Raw genomic sequence first — 22,877 nt, 5'->3', positions numbered from 1 at the left:
AGAACGCGCCAGCGGCGGAACGGTCGGAAGACAGAGCGGGAACTGGACCCGAGTCCGGCCCGCCGCCCGGCCAAGGGACGAACGCGGGACGCAAATATGGTATGATACGGGATGAGGTGGGAGCGAGATGCACTTATTGTCCGTTGAACATATAACCAAAAGCCATGGGGAAAAGCTGCTGTTCGAAGACGTGACGTTCGGCGTGGAGGAAGGGGACCGGATCGGCATTATCGGCGTGAACGGAACCGGCAAATCGACGCTGCTCAAAGTCATCGCCGGCATCGAACCGGCCGACGCCGGCACGGTCAGCGTCGGCAGCCGCGTGCGGATCCGCATGCTGGCGCAGGATCCGGCGTTTGCGCCGGGCGAGACGGCGCTGGAGCACGTGCTGGGCGGCGATTCGCCGCAGCTCGCCGCCGTGCGCGAGTATGCCGCCGCCCTGGCGGCGCTGGAAAGCGAGCCGGACGATCCGTCGCTGCAGCGAAGGCTCGCGGCGGCCAATGCGCGGATGGAAGAGGCGGAGGCGTGGCAGGTGGAGAGCGAAGCCAAGACCGCGCTCTCGCGGCTCGGCATCGCGGACAGCGGCGCCAAGGTGGAGACGATGTCGGGCGGGCAGCGGAAGCGGGTCGCCATGGCCGCGGCGCTTCTCCAGCCGGCCGACGTGCTCATTCTGGACGAGCCGACCAACCATATCGACAACGAGTCCGTCGCCTGGCTCGAAGCGATGCTTCAGAAGCGCCGCGGCGCCCTGCTCATGATTACGCACGACCGCTACTTCCTCGACCGGGTCAGCAATCGCGTGATCGAGCTGGACAAGGGGCGCGCTTTTTTCTACGAAGCGAATTACAGCCGGTTTCTGGAGCTCAAGCTGGAGCGCGAAGAGCGGGAAGCGGCGTCGGAGGAGAAGCGCCAGAATCTGCTGCGCAATGAACTCGCCTGGATCCGCCGGGGCGCGCAAGCGCGGTCGACCAAGCAGAAGGCGCGGATCGACCGGTATGAAGCGCTGAAGGCGCAGACGCCGAAGGCGGCTGCCGGCAGGCTCGACGTCTCGGCCGCTTCGACCCGCCTGGGCAGAAAGATCGCCGAGCTGGAGCACGTGACCAAGTCGTACGGGGACCGGACGCTGATCCGAGATTTCAGTTATATTGCCGTTCCCGAAGATCGGGTCGGCATCGTCGGACGGAACGGCAGCGGCAAGTCGACGCTGCTGAAGCTGATCGCGGGCCGGCTCCGGCCGGATTCCGGAACCGCGGAGCTCGGTCCGACCGTGAAGCTCGGCTGGTTCTCCCAGGAGCACGAAGAAATGGACGGCAGCCAGCGCGTCATCGAGTACATCCGGGAAGGGGCCGAACAGATCCGCACGGCGGAAGGGGAGACGCTGTCGGCCGGCCAGATGCTGGAGCGGTTCCTGTTCCCGCCCGCGATGCAGTGGACTCCGATCGCCAAGCTGTCGGGCGGGGAGAAGCGGCGGCTGCAGCTGCTCCGCGTGCTGACGGAAGCGCCGAACGTGCTGCTGCTGGACGAGCCGACCAACGACCTGGATATCGCCACGCTTGGCGTGCTCGAAGATTACCTGGACGATTTTCCCGGCGTCGTGTTCGTCGTGTCCCATGACCGCTATTTCCTGGACCGGACGGTAGACCGGATTTTCGCGTTCGAAGGGGACGGCGTCGTCGCCGTTCATGCCGGCAACTATTCCGATTATGAAGCGAGAGTCAAGCAGGCGCCCGAATCCGGGCCCGAGCCCAAGATCGCCTCGTCCGGCGGCGTGTCCGCGGCTCCTCGAACGGGCGAACGCGAGAAGTCGCTCAAGATGTCCTACAAGGATCAGAAGGACTTCGAGCAGATCGACGGCTGGATCGAGGAGACGGAGAACCGTCTGCAGGACGTCGCGGCGCAAATGGAGGCTTCCGGCAGCGATTCCTTCCGGCTGCAGGAGCTTCTGGAGGAACAGCGGCTGCTTGCGGAGAAGCTGGACGGCCTGCTGGAGCGGTGGACGGAGCTGAACGAGCTCGCCGAACGGATCGCCGCGCAGAAGAAGAATACATGAGCACGACGCAATCGCTAAATTGGGGATCGTCGAGGAGCTGAAAGCGAGTGGAGTCACTCAGGTGGAGATTGCGCATAAATACAAGATAACGGATGTTCTACAATAATGAGGGATTACAGAAAATTAAACGGCCTCAGTCCAATGGAATACAGGACTAAGGCCGCCCAATGCTTTTCCTTATTTGTACTGTCTGCTTGACGGGGTGCAGTTCAAGTTCGGGGTCCGGGCGCCTCTCTGTATGAATCCTTGAACAGCACCAGCTTGCGGCTGCGCCTCGCCGCTTCCTCGTCCAGCTCGATCAGATCGTTGATCGGAGACAGCACGGCTTCCGTGCCTCCGATCCGGTAGCGGCCGGCTCCGAGCGGCTCCATCTCCCGCTCCGCCAAGCCGGCCGACGAAGCGCCGGTTTGGCCAATCCCGAGCAGGGAAGCCCCGGCTCCGTCGGTCCCGACGCCGAGCAGCAGCGGACCGTGCCGGTACGAGAAGCCTTTGACGGCGGTGTGGAAGCCGAAGGCCGATTCGCGGCGGCATTCGATGCCGAATTCAAAGGTCAGCTCCGTGCCGGACGGGAAAAGGTGGCGAACGAAGGCGAAGCCCTGCCGGATGTCCGCGTCGACGGCCGATCCGTCTATGCGCACGGACACGCTTCGGCTGTCGGCCCAGGACGGAACATACAGCCGAAGCGCGATCGGCTCCCGGCAAGTATTGCTCCGGACCGTCAGCCGAACCGAGCCTTCGATCGGATAGGCGGAAGATTGCTCCAGCCGAATCTCTCCGTCCGCCAGCGCCAGGGTAACCGCCGAGGTTTCATAGAACGGGAGGGTAATCTCCCGATCCCGCACCCAATACGAGTACTCGATCGCCCGCGACAGTCCTTCCCCGCCTCTCATCGTGCAGCACCAATTGGCCTCGAACATCTCTTCGATCGGAGACAAATAGCCGTCCTTGACGCCGAGACAGACATCGCAGCCGAAGCCGCCGTTCGGACGCTGGCCGTGGCCCAGACCGTTGTACAGAATATGATGGGCCGCGTCCAGATGCGCGCTGTTGCCGGTATGCTTCCACAGGCCGACCGCCAGCATGAACGAATCCACGATCGCGCAGCATTCCGTCCATTCCGGCCGGCCGAACCAGTTGTAATTGGCGTAATGGTCCGTCATTCCCCGCTCCTCGTAGAGCAGCAGCAGCTCTTCAACCTTAGCCAGAAGTTCCTTCCGTCCCGTCGACTCGTAGAAGCGCAGCAGCCCGCGGGCGGCGGAAAGAGTGGCATGCGTCTGAAAAAAGGCGGCCGCGGGATCGATCGTCATCCACTTCCCGATCATTTCTTCGATCAGCGACTTCAGCCCCGGTTCCGGAGCCATCTCGTAAGCGTGCGTCGCGCCGTCGAGCATAATGAACGCGCAGCCGATGTCCGTCGACAAATACCAGGCGCCCACTTTGTCCTTCACCTCGCCGATCGCCGCTCCGCCGATGGTCCGCTGCTCCGGACGATCCGGATACAGGGCGAAGTGACCCGCCGCCGGCAGCAGCAGATTCCGGACGATGGCGCGGATCCGGTCAAGCACGGATTCGTCCCGCTTCCAGTCATAATATTCACACAGCGCTCGCAAATACCAGCTGTGTCCCGCAAGCTGCTGCTCGTCGATCGTGCCGGCCGGATGCCTCGTTCCGAAGTAGCCGTCCTCGTTCGTCCGCTCGTCCAACATTCCCATGGCCTGCGCCAAATATTTCGGCTCCCGCCGCGTGCTTCGGGCCAGCAGCGTCCAGGCCAGCAGCGTTCTCCCTTCCCAGTCTCCCGGCCACCCGTAGCCGCTTTCCTTGAATAGATGCCCGGGATCGTAATCCTCCCGCTCGAGACGGTCGAAATTCGCGACCGCTCTCTTGTAGAGGGATCCGTAAGCTTCCCGGCTTTCGAACGGAAGCGTCGTGATCATTCGCTTCTCTCTCCTTTATCCTCTTTACTCTTTGACGCTGCCAAGCGTCATGCCGCTGATGAAGTACCGCTGCAGAAACGGATAGACCAACAAGATCGGCAGGGCGCCGAGGAAAATCTGAGCCGCTTTGGCCGTTTGGTCCGAAATTTGCTGAAGAGCCGCCAGGTCGCTGCCGATCATCGACTTGATGTCCATTTGGACGACCATCGTCTGCAGGTAGCTCGACAGCGGGTAATGATCCGGCGTTCCCATCAGAATGATGCCGTCGAACCACGAATTCCAGTGGCCGACGAGGGCGAACAAGGTCAAGGTTGCCAGCGACGGCGTCGACAGCGGCACGTAGATCCGCCACAGCGTCCTCCAGTAGCCCGCGCCGTCCATAAAGGCGGATTCCTCCAGCTCCTTGGGCAAGCCGCGGAAAAAGTTCAAAAGCAGAATCACGTTGAACACCGGCACGGCGCCGGGCAGGATGAGCGCCCATAAGGAATCGAGCAGGCCCATGCCTTTAATGACCATATACCAGGGAATGAGACCGCCGCTGAACAGCATCGAGAACACGAAAATCCACGTATAGAAATTTCTACGCGAAAATGCCTGCGACTCCTTGGACAGCGGAAACGCGATCAAGATCGTCAGCAGCATGTTTACCAGCGTGCCGATAAACGCCCTTTCGACGGAAATGAGCACCGAGTGGATAAATGCCGGCTTCTCGGCAACGAAGCGATACGATTCCAGCGTGAATCGCACCGGCCAGAACGTGACCCGTCCCGCCGTGACCGCCGAACTGGCGCTGAACGAGACCGCAAGCACGTGAACGAGCGGAGCCAGGCAAAGCAAGGCCATGCCGATGAGAAAGGTATAATTGAAGCCGGCGAACAGGACGGCGGAAGGGGATTTGCGACGCGGCATCCGATGATGCTCCTTCCTTAGAAAATGCGGTAATTGGCAAACCGGTAGGCCAAATAATAGGCGCCGGATATGAGCACGAACGAGATCGCGGATTTGAACAAGCCGATAGCCGTAGCGAAGCTGTACTGGGCGTTGGCGAGCCCCATCCGATACACGAACGTATCGATGATGTCGCCGCTCTGATACACCTGCGGGCTGTACAGATTGAATACCTGATCGAAGCCCGCGTTCAGAATGTTGCCGAGACTGAGCACGGCCAGCAGCACGATGATCGGCCGGATTCCCGGAAGCGTAATATGAAGCGTCTGCTTCCAGCGGGAAGCGCCGTCGACGACCGCAGCTTCGTACAGGGAAGGATTGATGCCCGTCAGCGCCGCCAAGTAAACGATGGTTGCGAATCCGAATTCCTTCCATACGTCGGATATAACGAGCACGTAGGGGAACCACCTGTTGTCGCCCAGGAAATAAATCGGCTCTATGCCTAATGAGGACAGGAAGCTGTTCACGATCCCGGTGGATGGCGACAATATTTCGATCAGAATGCCGCCGAGGATGACCCAGGATAGAAAATGCGGGAGATAAATCATCGTTTGAATCGACCGTTTAATGCCGCGCCTGCGTACCTCGTTCAGCAGCAGCGCGGCCGTGATCGGCACGACCAGACCGGCGACGATCTTCATGACGGCGATAAACACCGTGTTATAAATCATCTGCTTCGTATCCGGGTATTGAAACACGGTGACGTAATTGTCCAAACCGACCCATTCCGATCCGAGAATGCCCTTGGTGGGCTTGTAATTCTGAAAGGCCATGACCAGACCGGCCATCGGACCGTAGGAGAAAATAAGCACGAACGCAAGTCCCGGCAGAATCATCAGATCCAGCGGCAGTTGACGCCAAAATTTGCTTAACCGCATCGGCTGCTCCGCTCCTTTCCGTCGCTTGAACGCCATCCGGGTCCTTCCGGCTCGACTCGGATGGCGTCCGGAGTTAAGGGCCGGCTAGCGGCGCTACTTCCATTTCGTCACGATCCGCGGTTCCCCGATCAGGAACGAATCGTAGGCCGCAGTCGCCGCATCGCCCAGCGCTTCCTGCCCCCAACCGATCTGGAAGCGGATGGTGACGGATTGCCCGGCATAGGCACTTAGATCGACCGCGCGTTTGTCTTTCCAGCCAGCCTCTCCCTCGATCCAATCGAACGCAACCTGCTGTCCGTTCACCAGAATCGTGAGCGTGATGCCGTCGCTGGCCGTGTTCACTTTGCCCGGAATGTAGGTCAAATACAGATGCTTCTCCTGCGGCAGATCGACCTGCACGTCGGCGTTCAGCCAGCCGTTCGCGCCGTTCCAGGCGGGGTGAAGCTTGAAGCCGAGCCGGCCGGAAGGCCGGTCCGCATCTTCGCCGGCCTGGCTGTACATCAGTTCCGTCTCGGACTGCTGAATATAGTCGAAGACGTCGCCGTTGCTCAAACCCGGCGTCTCGTCTCCGTTCTCCAGCCGAGTCGAGAAGCTCCACGTTTGGCTGAGGCCCTTGAACTGGCGCAGCCAATCGTCGAACAGATCGAGCGCGACCCATTTGTCGGCGTCCTTGCCATGGCCGGGATGGCCGGTCTCAACGACCTTGCCGTTCATGAAGCCCTTCGGCAGTTCGATGACCGGCGCCCCATGGGGGAGCTCGGATGCGGCTTGCAAGCGGCCGTTCTCGTAACGGTATAATTTCGATTGATCCGCTTCCTTGTAGTAGAACCCTTCCCTGTACCCGTTCTTCAGACCGGCATAGCCCTCCGTCAGCTGCTGATACCAGTCGGGAGCCGCATCCCCGTAATAGTCCGTGTAAGCGGGGGCGGCAGCGTTCCTGGGTTCGGCCGCTTCGATCGCGGTCTCCTCGGCAAAGTCATTGAACGACGCGATGACGACCGCCTCGGGATTGCTCTTCAACGCCTCCTGCCACATCTCGGAGTAATACTCGCCGTTCTCCCTCGGAATCGGCGTCGTTCCCCGCCCGAGATGCGCGGTATCCCATCCGGGGTTTACGCCGACGATCTCGCCGTTGTTCTGTTCCTGATCGAACACCCATCCCCACAGCCCCGTGTCCGGCGCTACGGGCTCGCCTTCGGACACTTTGCCCGTCGCCCAGCGGACGGAGAATCGATCGTCATCCCATCGGTAAAACCAGGAAGGCGTCGTATAGTCGATCAGCAGCGGCTTGCCCTTCCATTGATAATATACCGGACTTTGCGCATAGCGATCGTAGACCAGATCCGCTTCGTCCTGATGAGCCCGTACGTCGTTCAATCCCCATTGCCCGTAGCCGATAGCCAGCGCCAGCTTCGGCGCGGTTCCTTCCGGCATCGCTTCCACGACCTCGAAAATCTTGTCGATGTTGCCGGCGATATTGCCGCCGTCATTGCCGTGCCCGTTCGTATCGTCCAGAATGACGAAGTCGATGCCGGCCTGCTTCATCCATTCCATATGCGCGCGAATCGTCGCCTCGTCCCCGGAGTTGTAATCGCCAAGCTCGGGGCGATATCGCGTCCAATCCGTCCAGTGACTGTCGTACGGCGGCTCGCTGTCCCACCAGACGGTATACCAGATGCCGACTTGGCTCGTGAAAGGCGCGGGATGATTCGCTGCGGCCGACGCCGAGTAGACGGGCGCGGCAGCGAACAGCAGCAGCAGAAGGCTGCCGAGCAGCGTTTTTTTCCTCATGGTCCGTACCTCCTACTTGGTCTGATGGGCCTGCGCCCACTCATTGACTTCCTGCGTAATCCGGTCTCCGCCAAGCTGCTTCCACTGCGCGACGAACTTGTCGAAATCGTCGACGGGCGACGTGCCCATGATGATGTTGGTCATCATTTCGCTTTCCATCTTGGCGAGGATCGCGTTCTTCTCCTTCATCGTTTCGGTGCCGGGACCGTAATAGCCGTTGAAAATGTACATATTGTTGTTCAGATACTGATCGATGACCTGCTGCGTGCTCTGATCGCCGAAGATGGCGTACCAGGCCCACTGCTTCTCGTCGCCGTTCAAATACGCTTTGATCTTGTCGATCGTATCGATCCGGTCCTGCTTCAAATCCGATGTATCCTTGCCGTTCTTGTGAGAGATGTAGGCCCGGTAGAAATCCACGTTCTCGTTGATGTGGAACGCCTGGAACGGCGCGTAATGGAACGGCTGCGTCTCGCCCGTGTTCTTCGCTTGAAAATAAGTGTTCTGTTCGGGACCGTCTTCCTTGTCGACGAACAGATTCAGCAGCTTGACCAACGCCTCGGGATGAGCGCTCTTCGAGTTGACGACATAGAATCCTCCCGGCGATACGCTGATGCCCGGCTTCGCCGGCCGATCGTCGGCGGACACGAGCGGCAGCGGCACCCACAGCGCCCTATCCTGGTCATGGCCGGCTTGCGTGCATCCGAGCGGGTCCGCCATGCCGCCGAAGTAGATGCCCGCCTGCCCGGACGTCAGCACCTCGCATGTCTTCTGGTAGTCTTTCACGCCGAACTCGCGGTCGATGACGCCGTTCTTGTATTCTTCCTGAAGCTTCGCCAGCGCCGTCTTCATCTCGGGCTGGATGCTGCCGTAGACGAGCTGGCCGGAGCCGTCCGGAATCCACATGCCGGGGTAGGCGTGATATCCTTGGAAGATTTGATCGACGCCGCCCAAGTCTCCGACCAGGTCCTTCCGTAGCGGCAGTCCGACCGTGTTTTTGCCCCCTGCGCCTTCCGCCTTGAACGTCTCGGCGATATGCCAGACGTCGTCCATCGTCTTCGGCTCGGACAGCTTGTATTTGTCGAGCCAATCCTTCCGAATCCAGACGAACCCGGCATAATCGCTGTAAGAATTCAAGATCGGGAGCGCCATCAGCTTGCCGTCGATCGCAGCCGACGACATGCCGATGCCTTCATCGAGATTCAGCATTTCCTTCAGCTTCGGCGAAGCATATTGCTTGTATATATCCGTCAGATCTGCAATCAGTCCGTCCTCGGCCAACTGCTGAAGCTGCGAGCCGTCGACCTGATATAGATCGGGCAGATCGCCCGAAGCGATCGACACGTTCAGCTTCTCCTGGTACTGGTTGCCGGCCAGCGGCGCGACCCACTTGTTTTTCAGGTTGATGCCGAGGTCGTCCGTGTACGATTGATACCAAATGTTGCTGTCCCAGCTGTCGCCGTTGTAGAAATTCGTTACGCCGTCGTCCATCCGGACGGTCGTCAGCTCGATCGGCGGATCGTACTTGCCGAGCGGATCGGCTTCCGCGGCGGACGCGGCCGAAGAAGCCGAGGGCGAGGCCGCCGCCGTAGAGGCGGACGCGGTTGGCGAGACCGGCGCAGTGCCGGCTGTCCCGTTGTCGTTGTTCGAAGCGCAGGCGCCGAGCGTCATGCCGGCAGCCAGCAATACGGCAGCGAATGCTGCGTAATGGCCTTTCATGCGAATCCTCCCTTTTCACAAGTCATAGTCGTAAACGTTTACAAAATCCATTCTAGCCCCGCCTCCGGGCCGTGGAAATTCGAAGATCTTTACATCGCGCGAACTATATTGACAACTTGCCGGCGACGCCTCAGATCGACAGCCGGTCCCGATATTCCTGCGGCGTCATGCTCACGGCCTTCTTGAACACCCTTCCGAAGTAAGCCGAAGAGTCGAAGCCGGTTCGCACGGCGACTTCCTGAATTTTCAGCCCGGGCGCCGCCAGCAGCTCCTTGGCCTTGGCGATCCGATATTGGGTGATGTAGTCGCTGAGCCCGGTTCCCGTCGCCTGCTTGTACAGCCGGCACAAGTACGAAGCGTTCAAATGCACGATCGAAGCGAGCCGCGACAAGGACAAGTCCTCGTCGTAATGCTCATGGATAAAAGCGTTCACCGCGGAGATGACGAAGCGGTTCAGATTTTCCTTCTCGTGCCGGCCGCATTCGAAGATAAAATCGACGGCTTGTTCAAAGAAGCTGCCGATCTCGAACCAGGAACCGAACTCTTCGATCCGAAGGAGTCTGTCGAAGCTGAAGCGCTCCGCGAACAAGTCGGACAAGCCGGAACGGTTCAGGTAAGACAAGAAGCGGAAGGACAGGCTCCCGAACGCCTCCTGCTTCAGGCTTGGCGGAAGCGCGGCGTTCTCGCAGCAGGCGGCGATCTCCCCGATCAGCTCCTTGCACTCCGCGGCCAGTCCGTTCTCGAGAAGCTGCTCCAACAGCTCGAGACGCGCCAGCAGCTTGCGGAAGCCGCGGCTGTCGCTGACCCCCGTTCGCTCCTCCTTGTCTCTCAAGATGACGCTGGCGGACGGCCCGATGCCTCGCAGCAGAAGGCTCCTTAGTCGTTGATAGCGGGCAGGCGCCTCATCCCAGCTCACGAAATCGTCGGATGCGAAAATCGACAGCGGCAGCTGAAGCAGCTCCTGGCAGGTCCGTTGCAACGAATGAAGCATGCCGTGAACGAACAGGCGGCACTTGTCCGGCTCCGCCGTCTGCCCTTCCGCCGGCTGAATGAGCCAGATGAGCTTCGAACGCTCGTAATGGACCGTCTGTACGCGCAGGGACGAGAAATATTCGCCCGCCATATTCTCGACGGAATACAGCATCAGCTGCTTGTCAGCCTCCGAAAGCTCCTGCCGCCAGACGTCGACTCGGCCGATGATCGGCATGACCTTCGCATCCGCGTCGAACGGCAGCTCCAGCAGGCGAAATCTCTCGGCGAGCGCCGCCTCTTCCGCCGCCCGGTTGTCCAGCAGCCCGATCAGGAATTCACGCCGCAGCGCCGGCAGCGCCAGGTTCATCCGCTGTCTGGCCCGCGCGATCGTGCTTTCCTTGCGGATCTGCTCGGATAATTCCAGAAGCGCCTTGCGCAGCGCCTGTTCCACGACCTCGAAGCTTTCCGTCTTCAGAATGTAATCCGCGCCGTTGTTCCGGATCGCCGTTTGAATGTACGTAAAATCGTTGTATCCCGTCAGAAAGACGACTTTGCAGAACGGCCACTGGGCGGCGATCCGCCGCTGCAGCTCCATGCCGTCCATGCCCGGCATCCGAATATCCGTAAAGACGACATCCATATGGGTCGTATAGACCGTCTCCAGCGCCTCGTCCGCGGAATAGGCTTTATGAAGCTGAAGATCGAAATCGTCGATATTCAGGAACAGGTCGTATACGCCTTCCACGATCGCCGGCTCGTCGTCGACAATCATCACGTTGTACATTAGCGTTCACTCCTTCGGCTGCAAGGGCAGCGACATGACGATTTTGAGCCCTCCGAGCGCACCGCGTTCGAACCGCAGACCGGCCGAACCCCCGTACCGGATTTTGAGGCGTCTGTGCACATTGATCAGGCCCGTCGTTTCCGTATCCGCGGCGGACGCCTTCATCAGCATGTTCAAACGTTCGAGCAGTTCGTCGGCCGCGCGGTCTCCGTTGTCTTCCACCGTGATCGTCAGATCGGAGCCTTCGGGGAGAAACCGGATTTCCAGCAAGCCGCCCTGCTTCTTGTGCTCCAGACCGTATTTGAATGCGTTTTCAACAAGCGGCTGCAAAATGAGGCGGGGAACCGCCGCGTCCGCGAATGATGCCGGAATCTCTTCGATGCTGCACTCGATGCGGTCGCGGAAGCGCATTTTTTGAATGGACGCATAAATGCTGACGTGACGGACCTCGTCCTTCAGCGGGACCTCGGTCTGGCCGCTTCGCGTCACGTACTGAAAGTATTCTCCAAGAAATCGGGTGTATTGGCCGATGCCGTCGACGTCCCCGATACGAGCCATCGCCTGGATGTTGAAGAACGAGTTGTACAGAAAATGCGGGTTGATCTGCGACTGCAGCTGGCGCAGCTCGGACAGCTGCATGCGGTACTTGTGCTCGTACACTTCCTCGATCAGCACGTTCAGCCTGCTGACCGTCCGGTTGAACTGATGATATAAATAATGGAACTCGTCCCGGCTGCCATGAACCGCGACGATGCTCAAATCGCCCGTCTCCAGCTTGCGGAAGGCCCGCACCAGCTTGCGGATCGGCTGCCGGATCATCCGGTTGGTCCATCCGGCGAAGATCAGGATGGCGACGACCGTCAGCGCCGACAATCCCCAGTACCAGGCGTGGTAGCGCTCCAGCTTCCCCGTGATCTCCCGCTCCCTCACATACATGAACACGTTCATGTCGTAGCGGCCCAGCTTCTCGCCGTAGACGCGATAGCTTTCATTCTGCCAATAGACCGGATGGCCTGAAAGCGTCTCGAGCTGCTTCCGAGCCATGACGGACGTCGCCTGCTCCGCGTGATCCGGGTCGGAGGCGAACGACCATTCGCTCTCCTCCTGGCTCAGGATTCCGCCCCCCGTTCCGTTGACGGACAGGGCGGACAGCGAGCCTTCCAGCAATGGCACGGACAGTTCGACCGCAAGCAAATAAACGGGCGGCTTACGATCCAGATTCGACCAGCCCGGATTCGGGAGAACGATAAACAGTTGGCCCTTCCAGTAGACAAACGGACTCGTCGATTTCGATTTCAATTGCCGAAGCGCATGGAATTGTTCTTCCGGAAGCCGGTCATACAGCTTGTTGGCCGAAATCACATACGCAAGCGACGGAATGTAGGCGACGGCATCCTGAATATAGCTGCTGGAATACTTCAGCTGCAGCAGCCGTTTCTGCAGCCTGAGCATGGCGAACGTCTTCTCCGGGTCGGTCATGATCTCGGACTTGCCGCTGAGCTCGATCAGATCGTCGTCGTTGACGAATTCGTTCTGAAAGCGGATGATCTTCTCGAATTCCAGCTCCATCTGATTCGCATAATATTGCAGCCGCGAGGTCATCGTCTGCGAGATTTCCGACCGGACGCTCGCCGTACCTCTCTCGTTGAGCGAAATTCCGATCAAATAAAAGGGCGACATCACCAATACGAACAACAGCAACACCTTTGGAAATATCGGCCAACTCCAGAACGCAAGCCTTCTAATGGACATCCTCCCCTTCGTGCGGCTTCGCTGCGGGAGACTATGACGGGAGCGGCCCGCATCCTCTTACTATTGTTCGATTGCGGCAGTTCGAATCCTACCGAAAATATTTACGTTTATCGGACTTTGTTTACATGCTGGCTATGGAAAAAAAGACAAAGGCCGCCTTCTCCGCCAATTGCGGGAGCGAGGCAGCCTTCGTATCTCTGAGGCAGCTCCGAGGTTAACGTTCAATGCGGCGTCCTATTTCCGGAAGGACCGCCCCCGGCGACTTGCGATTCGTTACAGCTCCGCCGTCATGCCGCCGTCGGCGACCAGCGTCGCCCCGGTCATGAACGAGTTCGCCGGACTGGCGGCAAACAGGACGACGGAGGCGATCTCCTCCGGGCGGCCGACCCTGCCGACCGGCTGGGATTCGTCCCATTCCTTCATGATCTGTTCGCGCGGCGTATCCAGGTTGCGAACGCTGCTCTCGAGCATCGGCGTATGGACCGCTCCCGGCAGCACGGTGTTCGCGCGAATGTTCAGCTTCGCGTAATCGAGCGCAATCGCCCGTGTAAGTCCGGCGATGCCGGCCTTTGAGGCGGCGTACGCGGCGTAGCCCTCGAGCGTTGCCAAAGCGTGGACGGAGCTGACGTTCACGATCGCGCCGCCGCCGCCCTCGATCATGACCGGGACGGCCTCCCGGCAGAACAGGAAGACCGACGTCAAGTTGTTCGTGATAACGCCGTTCCACTCGTCCAGACTTGTCTCCGTCAACCGCGCCTGCGGACATACCGCCGCGTTGTTGACCATGATGTCGATGCGGCCGAACCGCTCCTTCGTCTCCCGCACGACCCGCCGCACGTCCGGCTCGGACGATACGTCGGCAGCCATGCCGACCGCCCGGCCGCCCTTGGCGGCAATGTCCGCGGCCACGGCGTCCACCTTGCTCCCCGTTCGGCCTACCACGACGACCTGCGCGCCTCCGTCCGCGAACGCATGCGCCACCGCCCGGCCGATGCCTCCTCCGCCGCCGGTGACGATCGCGACTTTGCCGCCCCAACTCATCCTGCCGCCTCCATGTCGCCCGATATCTCATCCCGTTCCGCGACAAACGTATTCGTCAGCGTGCCGATGCCTTCAATCTCCGCTTCCACGACATCGCCCGGCCGCAGCCATACCTGCGGCGTTCTGCCCATGCCGACACCCGGCGGCGTGCCGGTGCTGATGATGTCTCCCGGGCGCAGCGTCATCGTGTTCGAGAGGAACGAGATCAGATAAGGCACGTCAAAGATCAGCTCGCTCGTGCTCGATTGCTGCATGATCTCGCCGTTCAGCTTCAGCGAGATCGCCAGCTTGCCCGGCTCGGGGAGTTCGTCCGCCGTGACGATCCACGGACCCGCCGGCGCGAAGCCGTCGATCGCCTTGCCGCGCGTCCATTGCGGTTCATTCAGTTGAATGTCCCGCGCGCTGACATCGTTGACCACCGTATACCCGAACACATAGTCCATCGCCGACTCGCGCGGAACGCGCTTCGCCGTCTTGCCGACGACGACCGCCAGCTCCGCCTCGTAGTCGCACTGCGACACTTCGCGCGGAATGACGATAGCGTCCCCGTGACCTGCCAGACAGTTGTTGTATTTCGGGAAAAGCACCGGAACCTTCGGCATCGGCATGTTCGACTCGATGACGTGATCGCGGTAGTTGAGTCCGATGCAGACGATCTTCTCCGGATCGGTAAGCGGCGGCAGCAGCTTCACCTCGTCCAGGCTGTACGATCTTCCTCGCCGGATCGCGCTTGGCGGCAGCCCCGACCCGATGACGCCGCGAACCGTTTCGGCCGTCTCCAACGCGGCGACAGCGCCGCCCTCCAGCACGCCGACCCGCAGCTTCCGTTCCGGGTCCTGCCGGTCATAGAATTGCAGCAGCTTCATTGCCATTGCTCCTCCTCTCTATTCCTTCAGGATAGTTTCAGAAAAATTTTGGCCACCTTGCCCGGTCCCGACACCAGCTTCTCGAAGCAGGCGCTTCCCTCGGCGAGGGGAGCGGTCAGCGACCAGGACAGCAGATTCGCCCGGCCTTCGGCCAGCCAACGCAGCGCCGTCTCGAAATCCTCGCGCGAATACGCGAAGGCGCCTCTCGTCACGGTCTCGCTGCGAATCATGTCGTTCACCGGCAGCCGGCTGTCCGCCTCGTGCAAGCCTGTGAAGACGACCGTCCCGCCGGGGCGGACCTGCGCGATACCTAGCTGCCGCGTCGCCTGCGCGCCGACCGCGTCGACGGCGGCGTCAAAGCCGCCTTCCGGCACCGCGGCCGCTCCGGCGAGCTCCGCTGACGCGACGGCGCCGAGCTCGCGGGCGATGTCCAGCCGCTCCTCGTTCAGATCGAGCACGACAATGTCCCGCAACCCGTAAATTTGCGCGGCTTGCAGCACAAGCAAGCCGATCGGCCCCGCTCCGCAGATCAACAGCCGATCCGCCGGCTTCAGCGCGAGCAGCCGGCAGACGTGCGCCGCGCATGCATATGGCTCCGCCAACGCCCCTTCCTCGAACGACAGCTTGTCGTCCAGCCGGTAGACGTTTTCGGCCGGCACGGCGACATATTCGGCGAACGCTCCCGGCCGGTGCGCGCCGAGCAGCTGCCGGCTCGGGCACAATTGCGTCTCCCCGCTTCGGCAATACCTGCACTTCCCGCACGTCGCGAGCGGGTTCGCCGTCACGCGGTCGCCGACGCGCAGCCCCGCGCCTTCCGCCTGTGTGCCAAGCTTCGCCACGACGCCGGAAAATTCATGTCCCATAATGAGCGGCGGCTTGCGCAGCGAATTATGGCCCAGATAACCGCCCAATTCCGAGCCGCAAATGCCTGCCCGCGCCACGCGAATGAGCGCCTCGTCCGACCGCGGCTCCGGCACCGGCACCTCTCGCACGATCATCGTCCGCGGACCCTCGTACACCAACGCTTGCATTCCCATCGCCAAGCCAAGCCTCCTATTCGACGCGCTCTCTTTTCTCCCAGCCCTGCCGAAACAGCGGCAGCCAATGGCCCGGATGATACGGGTGCTTCGCCGCCTCCTCCAGATTCAGCTCGACGCCCAGTCCGGGACGCTCCGGCGGCTGCAGGTAACCGTTTGCAACCTTGAACGGCGGCGAGAAGATCGTCTGCGCCCACGAATGGTTGAAGTCGTCGAAAATCTCGTGCAGAAAAAAGTTCGGCGTCGCCATGTTCAAATGCGCGCACACGATCGAGCAGATCGGTCCCTGAGCGCTGTGCGGCGCCGTTACGCCGTTGTGGGCGTGGACCATGCCGCAAATTTGCTTGGAGGCGCCAAGGCCGAGGAACTGCGGCTCCAGCTGGATAATGTGTACCGCATCGTGCCGAAGCAGCTCTGCGAATTGCTCGCGGCTGTAATAATCTTCCCCGCATGCGATCGGCACGGGGCTGCGCCGGGCCACCTCGACGACCGAGGATACGCGCAGCGGCGGCACCGGCGCTTCGAACCAGGTCGGCTGGTACGGGGCCATCGCCTCCGCGAACTGCAGCGCCGTGTGAACGCTGAACCGGTTGTGCCCTTCGATCAGAATGTCGATGTCCGGCCCGACCGCCTCGCGCACCGCCGCGATGTTGCGGAGCGCCGCGGCGAAGTCCGCGCGTTCGACCGTCCGCCAGGCCGAGCCGAACGGATCGAACTTGAGCGCGGTGTAGCCTTGGGCCGCGACCTCCTTCGCCTGCTCGTAGAAGCTCTTCTCGTCGGCGCCGCCGCGATACCAGCCGTTGGCATAGCAGCGCAGTTTGTCATGGCACTTGCCGCCGAGAAGTTTGTACAGCGGCTGGCTCGTCGCCTTGCCCATAATGTCCCAGCACGCCGTCTCGACGGCCGCCAGCGCCGAGCCCTGGATTTGACCGCCGTCGGAGTAGACGTCTCGGATCATCTTGAGAGCGATCGTCTCGACGTCGAACGGGTCCATGCCAAGCACCAGATGCTTCAATTCGTGGACCGCCGCCTCGACCGTCTTCGCGAAGCCGTTCAGCGTGCCTTCCCCGAGCCCGGTCAGCCCTTCGTCGGTGTCGACTTGGACGAACAGCCAATTTTTCCACGGATTTCCTACGATATAGGTACGTATGTCCGTGATCTTCATCTTCGTCAACCTCCGCTAATTCGGAATCGTTCTGCCGCTTTAACGTAGCATGGCGGACGAAGACGCTCAAGATGTCAAACTTGTATACAACAGCGACATCATTCAGCCCGGCCTGTCAGAGCATCACCTGCTCGACGAATTGAATGTGCTGCCGCACGAGCTCTTCCGCGGCGGAGGGATCGTTGCCCGCCAACGCGTCGCGGATGAGCCGGTGCTCGTCCAGGCTGCTCCGCAGGCGCAGCTTGTTCCGGTAAAACGTTGTCCGCACCGCCATCAGAAACTTGTCCTGGATGCGGGACATCGCGCCGGCGTACTCCTCGTTGTCCAGGCCGGCGACAATCGCCTCGTGGAAACGGCGGTCCAGCTCGACGTATCGTGGAATCGCTCCTGCCTCCACAGCCTCTTCCTGCCGCTGAATGATCACGTCCAGTCCGGCAAAAAAAGCGGCGTCCATCTTCCCCGTAAGTTGGCGGGCCGCATAAGTCTCCAACGACAATCGGAGCTCATAAATGTCCATGATCTGCTTCAACGAGATCTCCTGCACGACGAAGCCTTGATTCGGCACCAGCCTCACCAGCCCCATCGCTTCCAGCCGGTCGAGCGCCGAGCGAATCGGCGTCTGGCTCATGCCCAGCTGCTCGCCGAGGCTTCTCTCCGACAGGAAGGCCCCGCCCGGCCAGTCGCCGCCCACGATTCCGGCCTTGATCGCCTGATACGCCCGCTCCCGAAGCGTCATTGGCTTGTTCCCGGTCACGCGAAATCATCTTCCCTTCCGTCTATACTTGGTCTATGATAATCATACTCGAAACTTCGAAAGAGAAGGAAGCGGTCGGAAGATGGGAGACCCCTCTTTGCGCCAGCTCGCTTACGAGAGCATTCATCGATGGATCGAGAACGGGCATTTTCCCGGCGGGACGGCGACCTCGGAAATTCAGCTAAGCCGGATGCTCGACATGAGCCGAACCCCGGTGCGGTCGGCGCTGCAGCAGCTGGAGCTGGAAGGTTACGTGCGCATCGCGCCCAAGCAGGGCATCGTCATTCTCGGTCCCTCTTCCCAGCGGATCGGCGAGCTGTTGGAGCTGGCCGCATCGTTCGCCCTGTTCTCGGCAAGCGCTTCCAAGCTGGCGAAGCGCGAGGAGCTCGCAGAGCTCGTCGATTCGCTTGCAGCGCAATATCGGAAATTGGCGGCCGATTCAAGCGGCAAGAAATCGGGTGGGAAGCCTCCGCTCGAATACGCGGCGGGCGACAAATCCGCCGCCCCGGACGAAGCCGGGGCGTGGATTCGGTTTGAGGCGGAATTGCTGACCGGGCTCGTCGCGCTCTCCGGCAACGGCGAGATGTCCCGGCTGTTGACGACCACGATGTCCCGACTGCGTTGGAAGAACAATGCCAGGCGATGGCACGCGCCGCATGCTGTCGAAGCTGCCGCCCGCGTGGAGGAATTGATCGTCTCCCTCGCGCCGTCCGAACCTTTCGAAGCTTGCCGTCGTTCGCTGCAGCGTTACGTGCAGTTGCTCAAGCGCACTTGGAATTAGGCCTTTGCCGCCGAATACGGCTGCAGGCTCGAATACGAAAACCATAGAAACGGGGTATCGTTATGTCAAGACGGCTGAAGGAGCTGGAAGTTGAACTCGTATGCGACGCGCAATCCGTTCTAGGAGAAGGACCGCTTTGGGACACCAGCTCAGACCGGCTCTATTGGGTCGATATTTACAGCCACCGTATACATGGCTATGATCCCGGGCGGCCGGGCCAATTCGAGACGATGTCCGCCGGACCGTTCGTCAGCTCTATCGTTCCCAGGCTATCCGGGGGATTCGCGATTACGCAAGAGGATGGATTTTACAGGTATGACCCGGCTTCCGGCGCGTCGGCGCCGCTTGCTCTCGTCGAGACCGAATTGCCCGGCAACCGGTTCAATGACGGCAAGTGCGACCCGGCGGGCCGGTATGTGGCGGGTACGATGTCCCGGATCGACGAGCCCGGCCGCGGCAGCCTATATTCGTTAGGCAGCGACGGCACGGTACGGCGGCTGCTGGACGGCGTCGGCACCTCGAACGGACTGGCCTGGTCCGACGATGGCCGAACGATGTATTACGTAGACTCGCAGCTGCAGGAGATCGCTGCGTTCGATTACGATCCGGCGACCGGCCGGATCGCGCACCGGCGCGTCGTCGCCGTCATCCCCGCGGAAGACGGTACTCCCGACGGCATGACGATCGACGCAGAAGGCATGCTCTGGCTGGCGCATTGGAACGGGTGGCAGGTAAGCCGCTGGGATCCGGTCTCCGGCGAGCGGATCGCCGACGTTTCGGTGCCCGTCGCGAAGGTCACCTCGGTCGCGTTCGGCGGGGAGCGGCTTGACGAGCTGTATATTACGACTGCGCGCGTCGGCGTCACGCCCGAGCTAGTAAACGATCAACCTCATGCAGGAGGAGTGTTCCGCGCAAAACCCGGCGTTCGGGGGACCCTTCCCTTCGCGTACCGAGGCTAGAATTGTTCTACCGCCGCTTCCGCCGATAGGAACGATCATGCCTACATCCACTCCTGCAATAACGAGCGATTACAGGCAAAATAAAACGGCCTCAGTCCCATGGAATACAGGATTAAGGCCGTCTATTGCTTTTACTGCACGTCTCTTTTATCGATTGCGGGAATCCAGCATCCGCACGATGACGACCGTCGCCTCCGCCCTCGTCGTCCGGCGGTTCGGCGCGAACGCGTTGCCGTCCGCGCCGGTTACGATGCCCGCCTGACGAGCGGCCGCGGCGGCGTCCCTCGCCCAGGCCGGCACCTGGCTCCAGTCGGAGAACGGCGCCTCGCCCGGCGATGGCGTCGGCAAGCCGAGCGCACGCGCCGCGATCGCCGCCATCTCCGCGCGGGTCAGTGGCTCGCCCGGCCGGAACGTTCCGTCGGCATAGCCGCCGATCCATCCCGCCTCCGCCGCAGCGGACACCGGCGCTTGCGCCCAGGCGGGGATTCGGCCCGAATCGGCGAACGATGGCGCGTCTCGGACAACGTCCTCCGCCCCCAGCGCCCGCACCAGCATCGCCGCGAATTCCGCGCGGGTGATCGCCCGATCGGGAAGGAACAGCCCCTTCTCATTCCCTTGGACCCAACCAAGCGCGGCCGCCGAGCGAATCGAATCTTCCGCCCAATGCCCGGCCGCATCCGCGAACGGATGAACCGGAACCGGCGGTTCGTCCGGCAGATTTTGTACCGAGAAGACCGCGAACTTCGTAAAATGGTTCACCTGCGCCGTGAAGACGCCGTCCCCGATGCGCCCCGGAACCTCGACCCAGCCGCCTCTCTCTTCATCAAAGTAGGACAAAGCGGCATGCCGTCCTTCGCCGACCTCGTCCGCCCGGAACTTGAACCTCAACGTTACCGGCCGGGCGAACGTCACCGAGAAGCTCTTCAGCAGCTCGTAAACGGAGCTCAGCGGCTTCCAGCCGGCCGGCACGTTCGCCGGATCCGAATCCAGCTTGCGGATCGTCAGCGTAAAAGGTCCGTCCGCCGCGCCGTCGGGGATGTCGATGCTTATTTCGTCCCCGAGGCCGGCCGTGCATCCGCCCGTCGGGCAAGCAACCGTCACCGTATCTTGGTCGGACGGATCCGGCAGAGCCGGCGGCGGCGGGTACGCGCTCGCTTGCCCCTGAACCGTGACTCGGATCGCCGCCTTGAGACCATCCGGATTCGTCACGCCGTCCGGCAGCGTCAGCGTTCCGACGAACTCATAGGTTCCGGCCTGCGTGCCGTCGTAGGCCGGCGTGCCTCCGTCCCACGTTACGCTAACCGTCGCGTTATTCCCATCGCTCCGTTTCACGGCGACTTTCGCCGGCAGTCCCGCCTCCGACAGCTGCGTTCCGTACCGCACCTCCAGATCGGCAAGCGACGGTACCTCCGTCACCGTCACCGAGGCCGGAGGCTCTTCCGGTTTCGGCGCCACGATGACGTTCGCCTTCGCCGCGAGACCGTCCGGGTTCGTCACGCCGTCCGGCAGCGCCAGCGTTCCGACGAACGCGTACGTTCCGGCCTGCGTGCCTTCATACGCCGGCGTGCCTCCGTCCCACGTAACGCTTACCGTCACGCTAACCCCGTTGCTCAGCTTAACAGACGCTTGCGTCGGTAAGCCCGCCTCTTCAAGAGCCGTGCCGTTCGCCACGCGAAGATCGCTGACCCCGCTCACCTCGGCGACGGTGACAGGCTCGGCCGGCGGCTCGCCGACGGTGACGTTCACCTTTGCCTCGAGACCATCCGGATTCGTCATGCCGCCCGGCAGCGTCAGCGTTCCGACGAACTCATAGATGCCCGGCGTCCGATCGTCGTAGTTCGAAGCGTCACGGTTCCAGTCGATCGCCGCCGATACCTTCGTTCCGTCGCTCAGCGTCGCTTCCGCCCGCTCCGGCAGAGGGACGTCGTTCAGCGCCGTTCCGTAAGGAACCTGGACGTCGTCCAGCTTGCCTACCGCCGTAATCGATTTGGCGATAAAAGTCAACCTGGCGGGGAAGACGAGATCGTATCCGGCCGCCCCCTCCTCGGAATACGCGACGTAAACGGTCTCTGTCCCATCGAAAACAGGTTCCTCGTCGGGGTCGTAGGGGATATACGAACTTCCGCCGTTCGTGGAATAAACCATCGTCTCGTCCAGCCCGATCAACCGGTTGGTTACATAGTCGACGGATACGCGCTTGACCCGCAAAAGCCCGGCGCCGTATGTGCCGCCTGCCGCCAAGTAACTCCCGTCCGTCAGCGGCTTTACGAACGACAGATTGCCGTAGTGGGTTTGAGAAAACCACTTGTACCATTGCAGCTCGCCGGATGCGTCCGTTTTGAGCAGCAGGCTGTTACGTTGGTTGTTCCCTCCCGCGGCGATGAAGCCTCCGTCGCTCGCGAGCGCAGCGGTCAGAAGCAGCGAAGAATCTCCCGTCGCGTAGCTTTTTTCCCAGATCGGATCGCCGTTCTCCCCGTCGATCAGCGTCATCGCGCCGTTTTGCCCGGACCCGCTCAGCGTATTGCCGGTCAACAGATACTGGTTCTGATCCGGAATGGCGCTAATGCTCTGGAATACGTTCGAGTCGTTCCAAGGGTATAGCCGTTCCCATGCGACCTCGCCTAACGACGAGATCCGGACTTCCGCGACGTAACCGGCCGTTTGGCCGCCCGGCGTCTTCGCGCTACCGGCGACGAGCACATTTCCGCCGTCGGTCGTTACGGCGGCATAAACCGTTAAATCCGCACCGGAAGGACTTGCGATAGAAGACTCATGAAGAACGGCGCCGCCGGCGTCCGTTTGAACCATATAACCGCCGGCACCCGAATTGCCGACCGCGATGTACCCGCCGTCCCCCGTCTCCAGAACGGCCTCCGCATCGCCGGCGATGTCCGTGCCGTTCGTTCCCGCGTCCCAATTGAGGGTCCGGCCGTCCTTGCTCGCCTCGCCGAAAGCCCAATGGGGCTGGAACGAGCCGTCCATGTCCGATCCGGCATATACATAGCCGCCTGCCGTCTCGCGAACGCCGCGAATCGTCGAGTTCACTCCGGACGCGACGGGCAGGCTCCAGTCCACCGTGCCGTTCTTATCAAGCTTAAGCAGGTAGCGTCCGGCTCCCGCAATGTATCCCCCGTCCGAAGTCGGAGAGAATGCCCGGATCGTTCCGTAATCGATGTACGTCTTATACATCCATACGAAAGGATCGTCGGCCGATCCGTCTCCAGACGCGAAAGCTTTCGAATTCGCAAAAAAGGGTGCCGGAACGAGGCCGACGAACAGAAGCAGTGCCGTAAACACGATGAATAAACGCCTCATTCTTCTCTTCCTCTTCTCCTTCTTTGAAAGTATTCTATTTTCAATATAATCGATTTCCGCAGCGAAAAAATCTAACTTCCGGTTATAGAGCCGGTTATAGGAGCACGGCAAAATAGCCCCACAAAGTGGGG

General features: G+C 61.2%; 16 protein-coding genes. 3 read left to right on the top strand and 13 right to left on the bottom strand.

Annotated elements, in window-relative coordinates; genetic code table 11:
• Positions 1-127: 127 nt before the first annotated feature.
• Positions 128-2,050: an ABC-F family ATP-binding cassette domain-containing protein gene (locus H7C18_RS07805; protein ID WP_185128472.1), complete on the top strand. Its 1,923-nt coding sequence runs from the start codon at positions 128-130 to the stop codon at positions 2,048-2,050.
• Between the two features lie 209 nt (positions 2,051-2,259).
• Here the strand turns inward: H7C18_RS07805 and H7C18_RS07800 are convergent, their stop codons facing one another.
• From H7C18_RS07800 to H7C18_RS07745, 12 genes are all read right to left on the bottom strand, one after another.
• On the bottom strand, positions 2,260-3,984 hold the full coding sequence (locus tag H7C18_RS07800) for a glycoside hydrolase family 127 protein (RefSeq protein WP_185128471.1): 1,725 nt from the start codon (positions 3,982-3,984) through the stop codon (positions 2,260-2,262).
• 24 nt (positions 3,985-4,008) lie between these two features.
• Positions 4,009-4,893, bottom strand: a complete 885-nt coding sequence (locus H7C18_RS07795; protein ID WP_185128470.1) for a carbohydrate ABC transporter permease — start codon at positions 4,891-4,893, stop codon at positions 4,009-4,011.
• Positions 4,894-4,910: 17 nt separating this feature from the next.
• On the bottom strand, positions 4,911-5,810 hold the full coding sequence (locus tag H7C18_RS07790; protein ID WP_185128469.1) for an ABC transporter permease: 900 nt from the start codon (positions 5,808-5,810) through the stop codon (positions 4,911-4,913).
• A 93-nt stretch (positions 5,811-5,903) separates the two neighbouring features.
• Positions 5,904-7,601 carry a glycoside hydrolase family 71/99 protein gene (locus tag H7C18_RS07785; protein ID WP_185128468.1) on the bottom strand — a complete coding sequence of 566 codons (1,698 nt, stop codon included), beginning with the start codon at positions 7,599-7,601 and terminating at the stop codon, positions 5,904-5,906.
• Between the two features lie 12 nt (positions 7,602-7,613).
• On the bottom strand, positions 7,614-9,320 hold the full coding sequence (locus tag H7C18_RS36185; protein WP_185128467.1) for a type 2 periplasmic-binding domain-containing protein: 1,707 nt from the start codon (positions 9,318-9,320) through the stop codon (positions 7,614-7,616).
• Positions 9,321-9,450: 130 nt separating this feature from the next.
• Positions 9,451-11,076 carry a response regulator transcription factor gene (locus tag H7C18_RS07775; protein ID WP_185128466.1) on the bottom strand — a complete coding sequence of 542 codons (1,626 nt, stop codon included), beginning with the start codon at positions 11,074-11,076 and terminating at the stop codon, positions 9,451-9,453.
• A gap of 6 nt (positions 11,077-11,082) precedes the next feature.
• Positions 11,083-12,771 (bottom strand): sensor histidine kinase, encoded by a 1,689-nt coding sequence (locus H7C18_RS07770; RefSeq protein ID WP_185128465.1) that lies wholly within the window; start codon positions 12,769-12,771, stop codon positions 11,083-11,085.
• 330 nt (positions 12,772-13,101) lie between these two features.
• The gene (locus H7C18_RS07765) at positions 13,102-13,869 is read right to left on the bottom strand and encodes an SDR family NAD(P)-dependent oxidoreductase (RefSeq protein WP_185128464.1); all 768 of its coding nucleotides are present in this window, start codon (positions 13,867-13,869) and stop codon (positions 13,102-13,104) included.
• Positions 13,866-14,735: a fumarylacetoacetate hydrolase family protein gene (locus H7C18_RS07760; RefSeq protein ID WP_185128463.1), complete on the bottom strand. Its 870-nt coding sequence runs from the start codon at positions 14,733-14,735 to the stop codon at positions 13,866-13,868. The genes H7C18_RS07765 and H7C18_RS07760 overlap by 4 nt, the downstream gene beginning before the upstream one ends.
• A gap of 26 nt (positions 14,736-14,761) precedes the next feature.
• A complete protein-coding gene (locus H7C18_RS07755; RefSeq protein WP_238357547.1) occupies positions 14,762-15,772 on the bottom strand; it encodes a zinc-dependent alcohol dehydrogenase in 1,011 nt (336 codons plus the stop codon).
• A 16-nt stretch (positions 15,773-15,788) separates the two neighbouring features.
• Positions 15,789-16,937, bottom strand: a complete 1,149-nt coding sequence (locus H7C18_RS07750; protein WP_185128462.1) for a mandelate racemase/muconate lactonizing enzyme family protein — start codon at positions 16,935-16,937, stop codon at positions 15,789-15,791.
• Between the two features lie 115 nt (positions 16,938-17,052).
• Positions 17,053-17,691, bottom strand: coding sequence for an FCD domain-containing protein (locus H7C18_RS07745; protein WP_185128461.1), 639 nt, complete (start codon positions 17,689-17,691; stop codon positions 17,053-17,055).
• Positions 17,692-17,773: 82 nt separating this feature from the next.
• Between H7C18_RS07745 and H7C18_RS07740 the strand changes: the two genes are divergently transcribed.
• A complete protein-coding gene (locus H7C18_RS07740; RefSeq protein ID WP_185128460.1) occupies positions 17,774-18,472 on the top strand; it encodes a GntR family transcriptional regulator in 699 nt (232 codons plus the stop codon).
• A 62-nt stretch (positions 18,473-18,534) separates the two neighbouring features.
• Complete coding sequence (locus H7C18_RS07735) at positions 18,535-19,431, top strand: SMP-30/gluconolactonase/LRE family protein (RefSeq protein WP_185128459.1); 897 nt, start codon at positions 18,535-18,537, stop codon at positions 19,429-19,431.
• Between the two features lie 147 nt (positions 19,432-19,578).
• Here the strand turns inward: H7C18_RS07735 and H7C18_RS07730 are convergent, their stop codons facing one another.
• Complete coding sequence (locus H7C18_RS07730; protein ID WP_185128458.1) at positions 19,579-22,746, bottom strand: S-layer homology domain-containing protein; 3,168 nt, start codon at positions 22,744-22,746, stop codon at positions 19,579-19,581.
• Positions 22,747-22,877 lie beyond the last annotated feature (131 nt).

It is taken from the genome of Cohnella zeiphila (assembly GCF_014212055.1).
GTDB lineage: Bacteria > Bacillota > Bacilli > Paenibacillales > Paenibacillaceae > Cohnella > Cohnella zeiphila.
The sequence above is the reverse complement of the archived record's forward strand: the minus strand, read 5'-3'. Positions and strand labels throughout refer to the sequence as shown.